Annotated in this window: 11 protein-coding genes and 1 pseudogene; 2 read left to right on the forward strand and 10 right to left on the reverse strand. The window is 65.5% G+C overall.

Annotated features, from left to right (window positions below; all coding sequences use genetic code 11):
- The first annotated feature begins 253 nt into the window (after positions 1–253).
- Together glyA and F8O06_RS03010 are read left to right on the forward strand one after the other, a co-directional pair.
- Entirely contained in the window at positions 254–1534 is a 1281-nt protein-coding gene (glyA, locus tag F8O06_RS03005) for a serine hydroxymethyltransferase (RefSeq protein WP_158037374.1), read from the forward strand.
- Positions 1535–1538: 4 nt separating this feature from the next.
- Positions 1539–2423, forward strand: a complete 885-nt coding sequence (locus tag F8O06_RS03010; RefSeq protein ID WP_158032014.1) for a bifunctional methylenetetrahydrofolate dehydrogenase/methenyltetrahydrofolate cyclohydrolase — start codon at positions 1539–1541, stop codon at positions 2421–2423.
- 136 nt (positions 2424–2559) lie between these two features.
- On the opposite strand, the gene F8O06_RS03015 is transcribed toward F8O06_RS03010, so the two are convergent.
- From F8O06_RS03015 to F8O06_RS03060, 10 genes and pseudogenes are all read right to left on the reverse strand, one after another.
- Positions 2560–4548 (reverse strand): ABC transporter ATP-binding protein, encoded by a 1989-nt coding sequence (locus F8O06_RS03015; RefSeq protein WP_158037375.1) that lies wholly within the window; start codon positions 4546–4548, stop codon positions 2560–2562.
- 194 nt (positions 4549–4742) lie between these two features.
- Positions 4743–6188, reverse strand: coding sequence for an MFS transporter (locus tag F8O06_RS03020; RefSeq protein WP_158037376.1), 1446 nt, complete (start codon positions 6186–6188; stop codon positions 4743–4745).
- Between the two features lie 224 nt (positions 6189–6412).
- Positions 6413–7003: pseudogene (gene ribA / locus F8O06_RS03025) on the reverse strand (GTP cyclohydrolase II); the annotation flags it as partial.
- Between the two features lie 10 nt (positions 7004–7013).
- Complete coding sequence (ribD, locus tag F8O06_RS03030; RefSeq protein WP_225733349.1) at positions 7014–8102, reverse strand: bifunctional diaminohydroxyphosphoribosylaminopyrimidine deaminase/5-amino-6-(5-phosphoribosylamino)uracil reductase RibD; 1089 nt, start codon at positions 8100–8102, stop codon at positions 7014–7016.
- Positions 8103–8279: 177 nt separating this feature from the next.
- Positions 8280–9281 (reverse strand): tryptophan--tRNA ligase, encoded by a 1002-nt coding sequence (gene trpS / locus F8O06_RS03035; RefSeq protein ID WP_158037379.1) that lies wholly within the window; start codon positions 9279–9281, stop codon positions 8280–8282.
- 57 nt (positions 9282–9338) lie between these two features.
- Entirely contained in the window at positions 9339–10325 is a 987-nt protein-coding gene (locus F8O06_RS03040; RefSeq protein WP_158037380.1) for an exodeoxyribonuclease III, read from the reverse strand.
- A 75-nt stretch (positions 10326–10400) separates the two neighbouring features.
- The gene (locus F8O06_RS03045; RefSeq protein ID WP_158037381.1) at positions 10401–11441 is read right to left on the reverse strand and encodes a YihY/virulence factor BrkB family protein; all 1041 of its coding nucleotides are present in this window, start codon (positions 11439–11441) and stop codon (positions 10401–10403) included.
- Between the two features lie 653 nt (positions 11442–12094).
- On the reverse strand, positions 12095–12925 hold the full coding sequence (locus F8O06_RS03050; protein ID WP_158032006.1) for a succinate dehydrogenase iron-sulfur subunit: 831 nt from the start codon (positions 12923–12925) through the stop codon (positions 12095–12097).
- A 2-nt stretch (positions 12926–12927) separates the two neighbouring features.
- A complete protein-coding gene (gene sdhA / locus F8O06_RS03055; RefSeq protein WP_158037382.1) occupies positions 12928–14730 on the reverse strand; it encodes a succinate dehydrogenase flavoprotein subunit in 1803 nt (600 codons plus the stop codon).
- Positions 14731–14769: 39 nt separating this feature from the next.
- Complete coding sequence (locus F8O06_RS03060; RefSeq protein ID WP_158032004.1) at positions 14770–15204, reverse strand: succinate dehydrogenase hydrophobic membrane anchor subunit; 435 nt, start codon at positions 15202–15204, stop codon at positions 14770–14772.
- Between the last annotated feature and the right edge of the window lie 13 nt (positions 15205–15217).

Consider the following 15217-nt stretch of genomic DNA (forward strand, 5'->3'; position numbering starts at 1 on the left):
AGAGACCAATCGTAGTCGACAGCTGCGGGGGCTGGATCCCTGTATAGAATGGACGCTGTCGCGACTGGCGTTTTTGCAGTCTGACTGCCGAATGCGAATCAGACGGGTGATCTGTCTGATGAGCATCCAGTGGCAGACTTCGAAATGAGATGGACACCATCGGGGAGCGACACACGGATTGGGCCGCACGCCTGGGCCTCGACAGTCTGCTTGACACGCAACCGCAGTTTGCAACCATGACAAGGAGATCCGCGTGACTGGAACAAACCCCACGCTCAACACCCCGATCGAGCAGCTCGACCCTGAGATCGCTCAGGTGCTCGACAACGAGCTCAATCGTCAGCGCAACACCCTCGAGATGATCGCCTCAGAGAACTTCGTGCCACGTGCCGTTCTCGAGGCGCAGGGGTCGGTGCTGACGAACAAGTACGCCGAGGGCTACCCCGGACGCCGCTATTACGGCGGCTGCGAGTTCGTCGATGTGGCTGAGACGCTCGCTCAGCAGCGTGCGCTCGCCGTGTTCGGCGGCGACCATGTCAACGTGCAGCCGCACTCGGGCGCACAGGCCAACGCCGCAGTGCTGCACGCGCTCGCCAAGCCCGGCGACACGATTCTCGGTCTCGAGCTGGCTCATGGCGGGCACCTCAGCCACGGCATGAAGATCAACTTCTCGGGCAAGTTCTACAACGCCCGCGCATATGGCGTCGATCCTGAGACCTTCCGCATCGACATGGACAAAGTCCGTGAGATCGCGCTCGCTGAGAAGCCCAGCGTGATCATCGCTGGATGGTCGGCCTACCCGCGCATCGTCGACTTCCAGGCGTTCCGCGAGATCGCCGACGAGGTGGGCGCACGTCTTTGGGTCGACATGGCGCACTTCGCCGGTCTCGTCGCCGCAGGACTGCATCCGAACCCGGTGCCGATCGCCGACGTCACGTCGACGACCGTGCACAAAACCCTCGGCGGGCCGCGCTCGGGCACGATCTTCTCGAAGCAGGAGTTCGCCAAGAAGATCGACTCGGCCGTGTTCCCCGGTCAGCAGGGCGGGCCGCTCATGCACGTGGTCGCCGCCAAAGCGGTCGCGTTCAAGATCGCAGCGACCGATGAGTTCAAAGCGCGTCAGGAGCGCACACTCGAGGGTGCCCAGATCATCGCCGAGCGCCTGACCGCACCCGACGCCAAGGCGAACGGCATCGACGTGCTGACCGGCGGAACCGACGTGCACTTGGTGCTCGCCGACCTGCGCACCTCGCAGCTCGACGGCCAGCAGGCCGAAGACATCCTGCACGAGGTCGGCATCACGGTCAACCGCAACGCCGTGCCGTTCGATCCGCGCCCGCCGCGCGTCACCAGCGGTCTGCGCATCGGCACGCCGGCACTCGCCACCCGCGGGTTCGGCGCCTCCGAGTTCACCGAGGTCGCCGACGTCATCGCCGAGGCGCTTAAGCCGACGCCCGACGTCGAGGCGCTGAAGGCCCGCGTCGCCAAGCTCGCCGACGACTTCCCGCTGTACCCCGGCCTCGAGCAGTGGTGATCGCATGACCGCGATCAAGATCGACGGCAAAGCGACAGCGAAAGCCATCAAGGCCGAGCTCGCCGAGCGAGTCGACGCCCTTCGCCAGCACGGCGTGACACCCGGCCTCGGCACGCTGCTGGTGGGAGAAGACGCCGGCTCGCAGATCTACGTGGCGGGCAAACACCGTGACTGCGCCGAAGTGGGCATCGCATCCGTCAGAGAAGACCTGCCGGCCACCGCGACCGCTGCCGAGGTGCACGCAGCGATCGAGCGGCTGAACAGCTCGGACGAGGTCACCGGCTACATCGTGCAGCTGCCGCTGCCGAAAGGGCTCGACGAGCTGGCCGCGCTGGAGCTGATCGACCCGGAGAAAGACGCCGACGGGCTGCACCCGACCAACCTCGGGCGCTTGGTGCTCAACGTCGGAGGCGAGATCTCGACGCCGCTGCCGTGCACCCCTGCAGGCATCCTCGAACTGCTGCGCCGCTATGAGGTGCCGCTTGAGGGCCGCAAGGTGGCCATCATCGGCCGTGGCGTGACGGTGGGGCGCCCCTTGGGGCTGCTCCTCGGGCGTCGCGGCGTCGATGCGACCGTGACGACGCTGCATTCGCACACGCCGAACCTGGCCGACGAAGTGCGTCAGGCAGACGTCGTGGTGGCGGCACTGGGCAGGCAGCACTTCGTGCAGCCCGACTGGGTGAAGCCGGGTGCCGCGGTCATCGACGTGGGCGTCAGCCGTGTGGTCGACCCCGAGACCGGCAAAGGGCGCCCCGTCGGCGACGTGCACCCGGACGTCGCCGAGGTCGCCGGCTGGCTGACGCCGAACCCAGGCGGGGTCGGGCCGATGACCCGTGCCGAGCTGCTGGTCAATGTGGTTCGACTGGCCGAACAGCGTCTCGCGAAGTAGCCGATGGCCGAGTCCGGCTCGGCAGGCAGTGAACGACCGCAGGCCTCTCTGACACAGAGACCCTGCGGTCGTTCTGTCTTGCGTGACCGCAACAGGAGCCTGGGCCGTCTGCCAAGAGCAGACGAGGCCGAACGACTCAGGCCAACAGCTGCTGCTCTGCGAGCTCTCGATACAGGGGGCTCAGAGCGAGCAGCTGTTCGTGAGTGCCTGTGGCGACGGCCTTGCCGTTCTGCATGACCACGATCTGGTCGGAGTCGATCACGGTCGACAGACGGTGTGCGATCACGACGAGAGTGCGCTCTGCGGCCACGTGCGCGATGGCCTGTTTGAGCAGCTCTTCGTTCAGGCCGTCGAGACTCGACGTGAGCTCGTCGAGCAGCAGAATCGGCGGCCCGGCCAGCAGCACGCGCGCCAGTGCCAGGCGCTGACGCTCGCCCCCCGAGAGCAGCGAACCGCCTTCTCCGACAGAGGCGTCGAGCCCGGCACCGTCGCGGGAGACGAGATGCTCGAGATTCACCTCGCGCAGCACGGTCAGACACTCATCGTCTGTGGCATCGGGCGCTGCCAGCCGCAGGTTGTCTCCGAGAGAGCCTGCCAGCACGGGGGAGTCCTGCTCGACGTAGCCGAACTGGGCGCGCAGCAGATCGCGATCCCAGCTGCGCACATCGACACCGTCGACCTGCACCGATCCGCTCTGCACATCGTAGAAGCGCTCGAGCAGACCGAGCACAGTCGACTTACCGGCTCCTGAAGGGCCGACCAGTGCGGTCTTGGTGCCCGGGGCCATCGAGAACGAGAGGCTCTGCAGCACGTCTTCGGCACTCGATGGGTAACGGAACGTCACCTGGTCGAGCGCGATTGCCGCGCCAGTAGGCACCGCTTCTGAGACCGAGGACGTCTGGGCAGCAGTCGCTGGCGTGTCAGCGGGCTGGGCCCCGTCAGACAACTGCTCATGTGAGCCTGGGCGCACGCGATCGTGGGCATCTTCGTCGGGCAGATCGAGCACCTCTTGAATGCGGGCCAGCGCACCCAGCGCGCTCTGCACCGAAGTGAAGGCGCCTGCGGCACTCGCCAGGGGCATGACCATCATGAACAGGAAGATCACGAAGCTGACCAGCTGCGCGATGGTGATCACCCCTGCTGCCACTCGCAGACCGCCGACGCCCAGCACAACGAGCACTGCGGCCTGGAGGGCCACCTGCACCGTGGGCCCGACCAGCGCCGACAGACGCGCGATGCGCAGACCGCGATCGTAGGCCTGGTGCGCGTCAGTGAGGATGCCTGCGGTCTCTCGTGCGGTCGCTCCGTTCGCGCGGATGGTGCGCACCGCACGAACCGACCGTTCGACAGCTGCGGTGAGGGCGCCCACGCTCTTCTGCGCCTCGCGCGTCGCCGACTGCACCTGGCGTGCGACGACAGAGACGGCGACGATCGCCACGACGAGCACCAGTGCGGTGAGCGCGAAGAGCAGCGGATCGAGTACGAGCATGCCGACGATCGCACCGACGAGAATGAAGACGCCGCCGACCGCATCGACCAGCCCTTGGGTGAGCACGGCCCGCAGCAGGGTGGTGTCCGAACTGACCCGGCTCACGAGGTCTCCGGTGCGACGCTGATCGATCTCGCTGATCGGCAGCCGCAGAATCTTGTGCACCAGCCGCTGCCGGCTCGAGAGCACGACGCCTTCGCCCGTGCGACTCAGCACGTAGTACTGCACACCAGTGATGACGCCGGCCACGATCAAGAGTGCCACGACGAGCCAGACGAGAGAACCGAGCACCTCGCCGTTCTGCACCCGGGTGATGAGCACATTGAGCAGCAGGGGCTGGCACAGCGTGAGTAGGGCTCCGACGACGGAGAGCACCGCGGCGGTGATCAGAATGCCTTTGCGCTCGACGAGATACGGCCAGAGCTGTGAGAATCGGGCCCGAGGCTCATCGGATCGTGCGCGGCCGAACGGCCCCCGACGTCTCGGCTGCTCCGTTCGGGCGGCATGGTCGGACGACGGGTGCGTCACGTGCCCGAGAGTCTGCTGCGGATGCTGCGCTGCGGGGGACGCCGCACCCTGCTGAACCGAGCTGGCGGGGTCAGAGTGCTGCGGATGCGATGAGGCGTTGGCGGACATGCTGCTCCTTCGACTGCTCCATGCTATAGCCACCCGCTGACCGGGCATGACTCTTCTCGTGACGCTGCGGTGAGATCGATGCCCTGCACTCCCATGCTCCGGCTCCAGACAGAGCAGGGGCCTCGGACGCAGCGTCCGAGGCCCCTGGGCGTGTGGCGCATCCTTCGATCTGCCACGCGGTCTGAATGCCGAGATCAGATCTCGTCGAGGTCGAGATCCTTCGTCTCGGGGCTGAAGAGCAGTGCGACGAACGTCAGCACCGCGCTCACCGACAGATAGACACCGACCCACACCGGGTTGCCGTTGCCCTCGGCCCACAGCCACACGGCGATGATCGGAGCCACAGCGGCACCGAGGATCGAGCTGATGTTGTAGGCGATCGCCGAGCCCGTGTAGCGGGTCTCGGTGGGGTACAGCTCGGGCAGGAACGCACCCATCGGGCCGAACGTGATGCCCATCAGGGTGAAGCCGATGATCAGGAAGCCCTGTGCGAGCGCTCCGGTGAACTTCGGGTCGGCGCTGGGCAGCAGGAACAGCTGGAACAGCAGACCGAAGATCACGATCCCGCCGGTCACCCAGATCAGCAGTTTGCGGCGGCCGACGCGGTCGGCGATCGGACCCGACAGCAGCGTGAAGACGCCGAAGAAGATCACGCCGATGATCATCATCATGACGAAGTTGTTGTACGAGAAGCCCAGCCCCGGGTAGAAGCTCGACGGGTCGAACGGCTTGCCGGCCTTCTCTGCCGCTTTCGCCGCTGCCTCTGCACTGGCGGGTTTGGTGCCGTACGACAGTGTGAACGCAGTCATCAGGTAGAAGAGCACATATGTGGCGAGCATCGCGAAGGTGCCCAAGATCAGCTGCCACCAGTTATTGCGCAGCACTTCGCCCAGCGGCAGCTTCTTGACCTTGCCCTGCTTCTTCGCCTTGGCGAAGCTGTCAGACTCGACCAAGTGCATGCGCACCCACAGGCCGACGAGCACCATCAGTGCGCTGAACAGGAAGGGAATGCGCCAGCCCCAGGCCTGGAACGCGGCGGACTGCAGCGAGGTGTCGCCGCTCTCATGCGGAAGCAGGGCGTTGATCGTGAGGAACAGGCCATTGGCGATGATGAAGCCGATCGGCGCGCCGACCTGCGGGAAGGTGCCGAACCAGGCGCGCTTGCCCTTGGGGGCGTTCTCGGTGGCGACCAGCGCCGCACCCGACCACTCGCCTCCCAGCGCGAACCCCTGTGCCAGACGCAGGATGAGCAGCAGCACGGCGGCGGTGATGCCGATGTCGTGATACGTGGGCAGCAGGCCGATCAGGAACGTCGCGATGCCCATGGTGAGCAGGCTCCAGATCAGCGTGGTCTTGCGACCGACTTTGTCTCCGAGGTGGCCGAAGACGAGCGCCCCGATGGGGCGTGCGATCATGGCCGCGCCGAAGACCGCGAACGAGGCGAGCAGGGCGACGGTGTCGTTGCCCGCGGGAAAGAAGAGGGCTGGGAAGACCAGCACCGCTGCGGTCGCGTAGACATAGAAGTCGTAGAACTCGATCGTGGTGCCGATGAGGCTGGCGAGCACCACGCGTGAGGGCGGATTCGCCGGCTTGTTCTGCTGACTGGCGTCGACGGTGGCCGTCGCTGTTTCTGTAGACATCGTGAAGAAGACTCCCAATGAGAATGAGTGGTCGCGTCGTGCGGCCTACCGGTGCGTGGTCAGGCCATGGACGCTGATGTGAACACCCATGTTGGGGCGCGAGATGAACGCGGAAACGATGATGATCGCATACGCGTGTGCAGCGCTTGTGGCGCGCTGCACTATATTACGTCCTGGTTACGAGATTGACAAGAAGATCACAGTGCGAGGATGCCAGGCGGTGCTCAGAGATCAGCCGGCAGGATGTGACCCATGCGGTCGCGCTTCGTTTCGAGATACCCCTGATTGAACTCGGTCTCACCGACCACCAGAGGCACCTGGGCGGTGACCGTGATGCCATGCTGCTCGAGATCGGTGCGTTTGAGCGGGTTGTTCGTCAGCAGCCGCACGTGGTCGATGCCCAAGTCACCGAGGATCGCCACTGCCGCGCCGTACTCTCGTTCGTCGTCGGCGTGGCCGAGTGCGCGGTTCGCGTCGACGGTGTCGAGACCCTGCTCTTGCAGCCGGTAGGCGCGCAGCTTTTCGAGCAGACCGATGCCGCGGCCCTCGTGTCCGCGCAGGTAGATCACCACGCCGCCTCGGGCGTCGATCATGCGCAGCGCCGCGTGCAGCTGCGGGCCGCATTCGCACTTCTGCGAACCCAGCACCTCGCCGGTGAGGCACTCGGAGTGCACGCGAACCAGCGGCTCGCCGTCGAGCGGGCGCTCAGAGATGACGGCGAGGTGATCTGCCCCGGTCACGAGGTCACGATATCCGCGCACACGAAAGATTCCGTAGTCAGTGGGAATGCGGGTTTCGACTACGAACTCGATGCGATCTGAACTGCTAACCAAGTGAACCATCGCCTTCTATTCTCGCACGCCACAGTATGTCGCAACCCAGCTGCGTCGTGGTGACATCGGTGAGACGCAGCGCGTCGCCGATGCTGCGCACATCGATCTGCTGCACGGCGAGCTTGGGCCCGCCGATCAGCACGGGGGCACTGTAGACGTGCAGCTCGTCGACCAGCCCGGCGCGCAGAAACAGGGATGCTGTGGTGGGCCCGCCTTCGACGATCACGCGGCGCATGGCGTCGTCGCCGTCGAACAGTCTGCCCAACATCTCGATCAGCTCAGAACGCACGCGCGCACCCGGCTGCTCGCGCAGGAATCGCAGGTCGAGCGGAACATCCACCACACGTTCATGGGCGACCCGCAGCTTTGCGCCGAGGTCCGAGCCCGGCTCGGTGCCCAGCACGACGGGAACCGGCTGGTGCGGGCGCAGCGAGCCGTCGGCGAAGCGCGCCGTGAGGGTCGGATCGTCGGCGGCCAGCGTACCGGCGCCGACGATGATGCCGTCGACCTCGCCGCGCACCGCGTGCGCATGGTCCCGAGACTCGGGCGAGGTGATCCACTGTGACGTGCCGTCGGCTGCGGCGGCCCGGCCGTCGAGCGACATGGCGAGTTTCACGATGACCCAGGGACGGCGACGGCGCATCGCGACGAACCAGTCGTGATTGACCTGCTCTGCTTCGTCGTGCAGCACGCCTGAGACTACCTCGATGCCATGAGCGGCCAGACGCTCGGCGCCGTGCGCTGAGGCGTCACCGGGGTCGTCCACGGCATAGACCACGCGTCCGACGCCCGCATCGATGAGCGCCTGGGCGCAGGGGCCGGTGCGTCCGATGTGGTTGCAGGGTTCGAGAGAGACGACGGCCGTCGCGCCGCAGGCCTGCTGTGCGGCCACCTGCGCCAGCGCATCGACCTCGGCGTGCGGCGTGCCTGCGCCATGGTGCCAGCCCTCGGCGAGCGTGGCGCCGTCGGCCGCCAGCAGCACACAGCCCACACGCGGGTTGCCGCCGGCCAGTGGGCCGCGCTGCGCGAGCTCGAGCGCACGGCGCATTGCCGCGCGTTCGGCGGGCAGCGGTTCAGGCATGGTCATCCTCATTTGCAACGACGACGATGTGCAGTCCATTCCGTTTGGCCTGCGGTCGTGTGCGTCACGTCAGAAGCGCGGACTGCCCACGCTCTTCGGTCTGCTGCGGGCGCTTGCGCGCCGAAATCGTCGGGTGCATCAGGAGGCCGAACGGCCAAGTGACACCAGGCGTGCATCTCAGCTGGCGGCCACGAACCCGATGCGGTCGTAGACCTCGGCAAGGGTCTTCGAGGCGATCTCGCCTGCGCGCTCGGCGCCGATGGCGAGGAGGCGATCGAGCTCGGCCGGGTCGTCGAGTAGTTCGAGCGCACGAGTGCGGATCGGCGACAGCGCCTCGACGACGATGTCGGCCAGATCTTTTTTGAGATCGCCGTAGCCGCGTCCTGCGTACTGCTCTTCGAGCTCGGGAATCGACGAGCCGGTGAAGACGGAGTTGATCGCGAGCAGGTTCGAGACACCGGGCTTGTGCTCGCGGTCGAAGCGAATCTCACGGCCGTCGTCGGTCACCGCCGAGCGGATCTTCTTGGCCGTCTTCTTCGGATCGTCGAGCAGGCGGATCAGCCCGGCGTCGCTGGCCGCCGACTTCGACATCTTCGCCGTGGGGTTCTGCAGGTCGAAGACCTTCGCCGTCTCGTCGGGGATGTACCCCTCAGGCAGCGTGAACGTGTCGCCGAAGCGCGAGTTGAAGCGCTGCCCGAGGGTGCGCGTGAGCTCGAGGTGCTGCTTCTGATCGATGCCGACCGGCACCAGATCCGCGTTATAGAGCAGGATGTCAGCCGCCATCAGCACCGGGTAGGTGAACAGACCGACCGACGTGTGGTCGGAGCCCTGTTTCGCCGACTTGTCTTTGAACTGGGTCATTCGGCTGGCCTCGCCGAAGCCGGTGATGCACGCGAGCACCCAGCTGAGCTGGGCGTGCGCGGGCACGTGAGACTGCACGAAGAGCGTCGAGCGCTCAGGGTCGATGCCTGCGGCGATGTACTGAGCCGCCGTGCCCCGAGTGTTGCGGCGCAGCTGCTCAGGGTCCTGGTCGACGGTGATCGCGTGCTGATCGACGACGCAGTAAATGGTGTCGTAGTCGTTCTGCAGGCTCACCCAATTGCGCAGGGCTCCCACATAATTACCGAGATGTAGAGAGTCACTGGAGGGCTGCATGCCCGAGAAGATGCGTTTCACCATGACTCCCAGTGTAGCCCCGAGAATCCGAAGGCAGCTTCGAGCTCGTACAGTGCCCGCTCAGAGCTGGTAGTCGACCACGATCGGCGAGTGATCGGTGAATCGCTGGTCGTACGTCGCCGGGCGATCGACGAAGTAGTGTCTTGCCGCCGCCGCCACCTGAGGTGTCGCCGCCTGATAGTCGATGCGCCAGCCGGCGTCGTTGTCGAAGGCCTGTCCACGCCATGACCACCACGTGTATGGGCCGGGCTGATCACCTGCGGCTGACCGACCGAGGTCGATCCAGCCGAGCCCCTCGCCCAGATCGGTGCCGTCGAGCCGCTGATACCGCTCGTCGGGTCGGCCGAAGAACTGGTCGAAGTAGGCGCGCTCTTGGGGCAGGAACCCCGCACGCTTGAGGTTCGACCGCCAGTTGCGAATGTCGATCTGCTCGTGACACACATTGAGATCGCCCATGAAGACGGCCCGTTCATGCTCTTTCGGTAGTGCCGCAAGCCGTTCGCTCATCGCCTCGAGCATGCGATACTTCTCGACCTGCTTCGGGGTGTCGACCTCGCCCGAATGCGCATAGACGCTCACCAGCGTGAGCGGTGTGCCGTCGACGTCGAGGTCGACCTCGAGCCAGCGTCCTGAGGCATCGAAGTCGTCGTCGCCGATCTGCGTACGCGTCTCACCGAGCGGCAGTCGTGACACGATGGCGACGCCGGCGCGGCCCTTCTGCGAACACACGTCGTCGGCGATGTGCCAGCCCGGCAACAGCTCGCGCAGCTGGTCACCGGACGCTCTCACCTCTTGCAGAGCGATGACGTCGGGCTGAGCCGCTTCGATCCACGATTCGATGCCCTTGCGGAACGCCGCGCGGATGCCGTTCACGTTGACGGTTGCGACGCGCAGCGCACCAGCGGGCTTCGGCGTCTCAGCGGATGCACGGGTACGTGCCGCCTGCGTGTTGACGCCCGGCTTGGGCTTCGGCTGCTCGTCGACCGGAGGCGGCGCGATGATCGTCTCGTGCAGGGCGGGGGAGAGTGCAGGCTGCTTCTTGCTCATGACGCCGATTCTAGGCGATGCCTCTGACCCGCCTCGGCAGCGCACGGCGACATCGCCGAGGGATCAGCGTGCGCGTCACCGGGCCTCGGTATCGGGCTCGTCGGTCTTGATGGCAGAGTCAGGCACCTCGACCGGCAGCGGACTGTCCACGGCGTGCGGGCCGCGCACGGCATCCTGCAGACGGCTTGCGCCCCAGAAATCGAGATCGCCGTCATGCCGCTCGTTGACCTCGTGGTCTGAGGCGACGACGGCCAGCCAGGCGGCCGCGATGAGCACGGTCTGACTGAGCAGGTTGAACCAGAGCAGCAGACCGACGATGGTCAGAAAGCCGGCGAGCAGCGGGTTCGACCCGCCGCCGATGAGCGACCCGCCGACGGCCTTCAGCAGGGTGGTCGCAACGGCGCCCCAGATGACCACCGGCAGCATGCGCCGCACGGGGATGATCACCTGTGCGAGCACGCGCATGATCACGATGAGGATGATGGCGTCCAGCACCAGAGAGAGCAGCAGTGAGCCGATGGTGACCAGCAGCCACGAGAGCATGCTCTGCTCGCCGAAGCCGAGCAGCGCGGAGATGCGCCGGCCCAGACCCGAACTGACGGTAGAGGCGAGAGCCGAGATGATGACGAGCAGGCCGAACCCGACCAGCAGGCCCAGATCGCGCAGTTGCGCCACGACCGGCTGCTGGGGCAGAGGAGAGCGGCCGAACTGGGCGCGCACGCCTGTGCGTACGGCCCCGAGCCAGCCGAAGAGAGTGAAAAACAGCGAGACGAGGGCGACGGCGCCGGTCCAGGACAGTGTGGAAGGCACGCCCTGCAGCGTCTCTGGACTGATGGCGCCGCCCTCGCCGGTGTCGATGAGACCGGGCACTGACTTGGCCAGGTAGTCGACGAGAGCGTCCCAGACGGTCTCGGAGCGAGCGATGAAAAGGCCGATGACGCTGAAGAGCGTCCAGACGCCGGCGAATGCGGCGAACAGTGAGCTGTAGCTCATGCCGCCGGCGAGGACGGGGCCGCCGCGCGAGGTGTAGTGCGCCATCACACGTGCCGGTCTGGTCTGCATCGCCCAAGCGATGAGACCTTGGACCGTGCTGACCGGTTTCTGTTGGGCGCTCATGGGTCAATGGTATCTGCAGACGCCGCGGGGTCGGTGGCGCCGACGCTCTGGAGCCGGCGCTCTGGGTCCGGCCCATGCCACGGCACATGCCGCTCTCCAGGATCGAGTCATGGCAGATGTCGTTCAGGTGCTTCGAGACATGGAACTTGGCATGTCTGGATGTCTCTGGGCGTCATTTGCGCCGACTCGAGGTGCAGAAGTGGTGTGTTGTGGGGAGGGGGGTGAGAAGCATGTGGGGGAGGCTAGGAGGGAGGAGAAGTGTGTCGGGGGGTGAGGGAGGGGGAGAAGTGTGTCGGGGATGAGGGGGCAGACACAGAAACGTGTTGGGGAGGCGAGGATGAGGGTGTGAGGAGCGTGTCGGGGGGGGGAAGAGAGAAGCGTGCCGGGTCGAGGAATGCCACAAGGCCAATGCCGGACCGAGCGATGCCCGAGCCGCAGAGGTCAGATTCGCCGGAGGAACGAAGAACCGCCGCGCTCCGACTCAGCGAGTCAGAACCGGCGGTTCTCGTGCCGTGACAACTGTGCGGCTGTCGAAACGTTGGACAGCTGCTCACGAACGGCTGCACACGATCGGGTGCACACGAACAGCGGCACACGAACAGCCGGGACCGCGGCGGTACTGCAGCGCGCGAGCCGTTCAGCCGATCGCTAGATCAGCGGTGGCCGCGAATGGCCGCCTGCTTGACCTCGGCGATCGCCTTCGTGATCTGGATGCCACGCGGGCAGGCCTCGGTGCAGTTGAAGGTCGTGCGGCAGCGCCACACGCCCTCTTTGTCGTTGAGGATGTCCAGACGCACCTGCGACTCGTCGTCACGTGAGTCGAAGATGAACCGGTGCGCGTTCACGATGGCAGCGGGGCCGAAGTACTGACCGTCGGTCCAGAAGACCGGGCAGCTGGTGGTGCAGGCTGCGCAGAGGATGCATTTGGTCGTATCGTCGAAGATCTCGCGATCCTTGATCGTCTGCAGCCGCTCACGGCCTTCCGCAGGCTCCGAATGGGCCTGAAGGAAAGGCTGCACGTCACGGTAGGCCTTGAAGAAGGGCTCCATGTCGACGACGAGGTCTTTCTCAAGAGGCAGGCCCTTGATGGCCTCGACGTAGATCGGCTTGTCGATGTCAAGGTCTTTGATCAGCGTCTTGCAGGCCAACCGGTTGCGGCCGTTGATGCGCATGGCGTCAGAGCCGCAGATGCCGTGTGCGCAGGAGCGACGGAACGTCAGCGAGCCGTCCTGCTCCCACTTGATCTTGTGCAGCGCGTCGAGCACGCGATCGGTCGAGTACATCTCGACGTCGAACGACTCCCAGCGGGGCTCGGTGTCGACATCGGGATCGAAACGCCGGATGTTGAACGTGACGGTGAACGGCTTCACCGATGCGTCGTGTGCTGACGGAGCGTGCTTCGACCGGTCGGCAGCATCGGCGCTGTACGACTCGGCGTGTGCCTTCGAAGTGACGTTCTCAGTGGTCGCGGCAGCAGTCGCCATGATCAGTACTTCCTCTCCTTGGGCTCATACCGGGTGAGCACGACAGGCTTCCACCCCAGCGTGATGTGCGAGCCGGGCTCGCCTTCGTTGGGGTCACCTGTCAGGTAGGCCATCGTGTGCTTGAGGTATGTGGCGTCGTCGCGCTTGGGATAGTCGTCGCGCATGTGGCCGCCGCGGCTCTCCTTGCGGTTCAGCGCGGCTGCGATCAGCACCTCGGCAAGATCGAGCAGGAACCCGAGCTCGACGCCTTCGAGCAGGTCGGTGTTGAAGCGGCGACCGTGGTCGTGGATGCTGATGTGCTGGTAGCGCCTGCGCAGAGCTCGCACATCGTTGGCGGCCTGAGTCAGCGTCTCTTCGGTGCGGAACACCTGCGCGTTGGTGTCCATGGTCTCTTGCAGCTCTTTGCGGATCTGCGCGAGCGACTCGCCGCCGTCGTTGTTGCGGATGCCGTCGAGCAGATCGATGACGCCCTGCTCGGGTGCCTCGGGCAGCGGAACGAACTCCGCCTCACGAGAGTACTTGACCGCCTGACGACCGGCACGTTTGCCGAACACGTTGATGTCGAGCAACGAGTTGGTGCCCAGTCGGTTCGCACCGTGCACCGAGACGCACGCGCACTCGCCGGCCGCGTAGAGGCCGGGCACGATGTCTTTGATCGTGCGCAGCACCTCGCCGTTGTTGTTGGTGGGGATGCCGCCCATGGCATAGTGCGCTGTCGGATAGACCGGCACGGGCTCGACGACTGGGTCGACGCCGAGATAGGTGCGGGCGAACTCAGTGATGTCGGGAAGCTTGGTCTCGAGCACCTCGGCACCCAGATGGGTGCAGTCGAGCAGCACGTAGTCTTTGTTCGGGCCGACGCCGCGGCCCTCCTGAACCTCCTGCACCATGCATCGGGCGACGATGTCGCGAGGTGCGAGGTCTTTGATGGTCGGCGCGTACCGCTCCATGAATCGCTCACCATTTGCGTTTCGCAGAATGGCGCCTTCGCCACGGGCACCCTCGGTGAGCAGGATGCCCAGACCGGCGAGGCCGGTCGGATGGAACTGGAAGAACTCGATGTCTTCAAGGGGCAGGTGCTGACGCCAGATGATGCCGACGCCGTCGCCGGTGAGCGTGTGAGCGTTCGACGTGGTCTTGAACATCTTGCCGAAGCCGCCGGTCGCGAAGACGATCGACTTGCCCTGGAAGACGTGAATGTCGCCGGTGGCCAGCTCGTACGCGATGACCGCTGCAGGGCGGCGTTCGCCGTCGATCTCGGTGAAGACCAGATCAAGTGCGTAGTACTCGTTGTAGAACTGGATGCCGAGCTTGACGCAGTTCTGGTAGAGGGTCTGCAGAATCATGTGGCCGGTGCGGTCTGCGGCGTAGCACGAGCGACGAACGGGTGCCTTGCCGTGCTCGCGGGTGTGGCCTCCGAATCGGCGCTGAGCGATCTTGCCGTCTTCGGTGCGGTTGAACGGCAGACCCATGTTCTCGAGGTCGATGACTGCGTCGATGGCCTCTTTGGCCAGAATCTCGACGGCATCCTGATCAGCGAGGAAGTCGCCGCCCTTGACCGTGTCGTAGGTGTGCCACTCCCATGAGTCCTCTTCGAGGTTCGAGAGAGCTGCAGCCATGCCGCCCTGAGCCGCACCCGTGTGCGAACGAGTGGGGTAGAGCTTGGTGATCACGGCGGTGTCGGCATGGGGGCCGGCCTCGATCGCAGCGCGCATGCCGGCGCCGCCGGCACCGACGATGATCACATCATGCTGGTGGTAGTGAACGGTGTAGTCGCCGTTCTTGGTCGTTGAGGTCTCAGTCATCTCAGTCTTTCATCGCCTTTGACTCGGCGCCGTCAGGCGTCACTTCGTGCAGAACTGCTGCCAGTCTGCGTTCAGGTTGGGGTCGGCGCAGGGGTCGAAGCCGAAGACGACCCAGGTGCCGAGAATGATCAGCACGCCGGCTGCCGCGAAGATCGCGATGCGCAGGCCTTTGGCCACCCGCTGGTTCTCGACGTAGTCGTTGACGATCGTGCGCATGCCGTTCGCGCCGTGCAGCAGCGCGAGCCAGAGCATGAGGATGTCCCAGACCTGCCAGAACGGGTTGGCCAGCTTTCCGGCGACGAAGCCCCAGTCGACCTGGTGAATGCCGTCGCCGGTGAGCAGATTGAAGTACAGATGCCCGAAGATGAGCACGACGAGCAGAACACCCGAACCGCGCATGAAGAGCCAGGCGAACTTCTCGCGGTTCGAGCGCTTGTGAGGTGCGCGGGCGGGTTTTTCGATGGTGACGGTCATTGTCGTTCAGCCC

The sequence above is a fragment of the Pseudoclavibacter sp. CFCC 14310 genome (assembly GCF_008831165.1).
In the GTDB taxonomy this organism is placed as follows: domain Bacteria; phylum Actinomycetota; class Actinomycetes; order Actinomycetales; family Microbacteriaceae; genus Pseudoclavibacter_A.

What these genes read in the sequence shown, in the direction of transcription:
- F8O06_RS03010 (WP_158032014.1), top strand. Translation starts at nt 1,539, where the DNA reads ATGACCGCGATCAAGATCGACGGCAAAGCGACAGCGAAAGCCATCAAG.
- F8O06_RS03015 (WP_158037375.1), bottom strand. Translation starts at nt 4,548, where the DNA reads ATGTCCGCCAACGCCTCATCGCATCCGCAGCACTCTGACCCCGCCAGC.
- F8O06_RS03020 (WP_158037376.1), bottom strand. Translation starts at nt 6,188, where the DNA reads ATGTCTACAGAAACAGCGACGGCCACCGTCGACGCCAGTCAGCAGAAC.
- ribD (WP_225733349.1), bottom strand. Translation starts at nt 8,102, where the DNA reads ATGCCTGAACCGCTGCCCGCCGAACGCGCGGCAATGCGCCGTGCGCTC.
- trpS (WP_158037379.1), bottom strand. Translation starts at nt 9,281, where the DNA reads ATGGTGAAACGCATCTTCTCGGGCATGCAGCCCTCCAGTGACTCTCTA.
- F8O06_RS03040 (WP_158037380.1), bottom strand. Translation starts at nt 10,325, where the DNA reads ATGAGCAAGAAGCAGCCTGCACTCTCCCCCGCCCTGCACGAGACGATC.
- F8O06_RS03045 (WP_158037381.1), bottom strand. Translation starts at nt 11,441, where the DNA reads ATGAGCGCCCAACAGAAACCGGTCAGCACGGTCCAAGGTCTCATCGCT.
- F8O06_RS03050 (WP_158032006.1), bottom strand. Translation starts at nt 12,925, where the DNA reads ATGGCGACTGCTGCCGCGACCACTGAGAACGTCACTTCGAAGGCACAC.
- sdhA (WP_158037382.1), bottom strand. Translation starts at nt 14,730, where the DNA reads ATGACTGAGACCTCAACGACCAAGAACGGCGACTACACCGTTCACTAC.
- F8O06_RS03060 (WP_158032004.1), bottom strand. Translation starts at nt 15,204, where the DNA reads ATGACCGTCACCATCGAAAAACCCGCCCGCGCACCTCACAAGCGCTCG.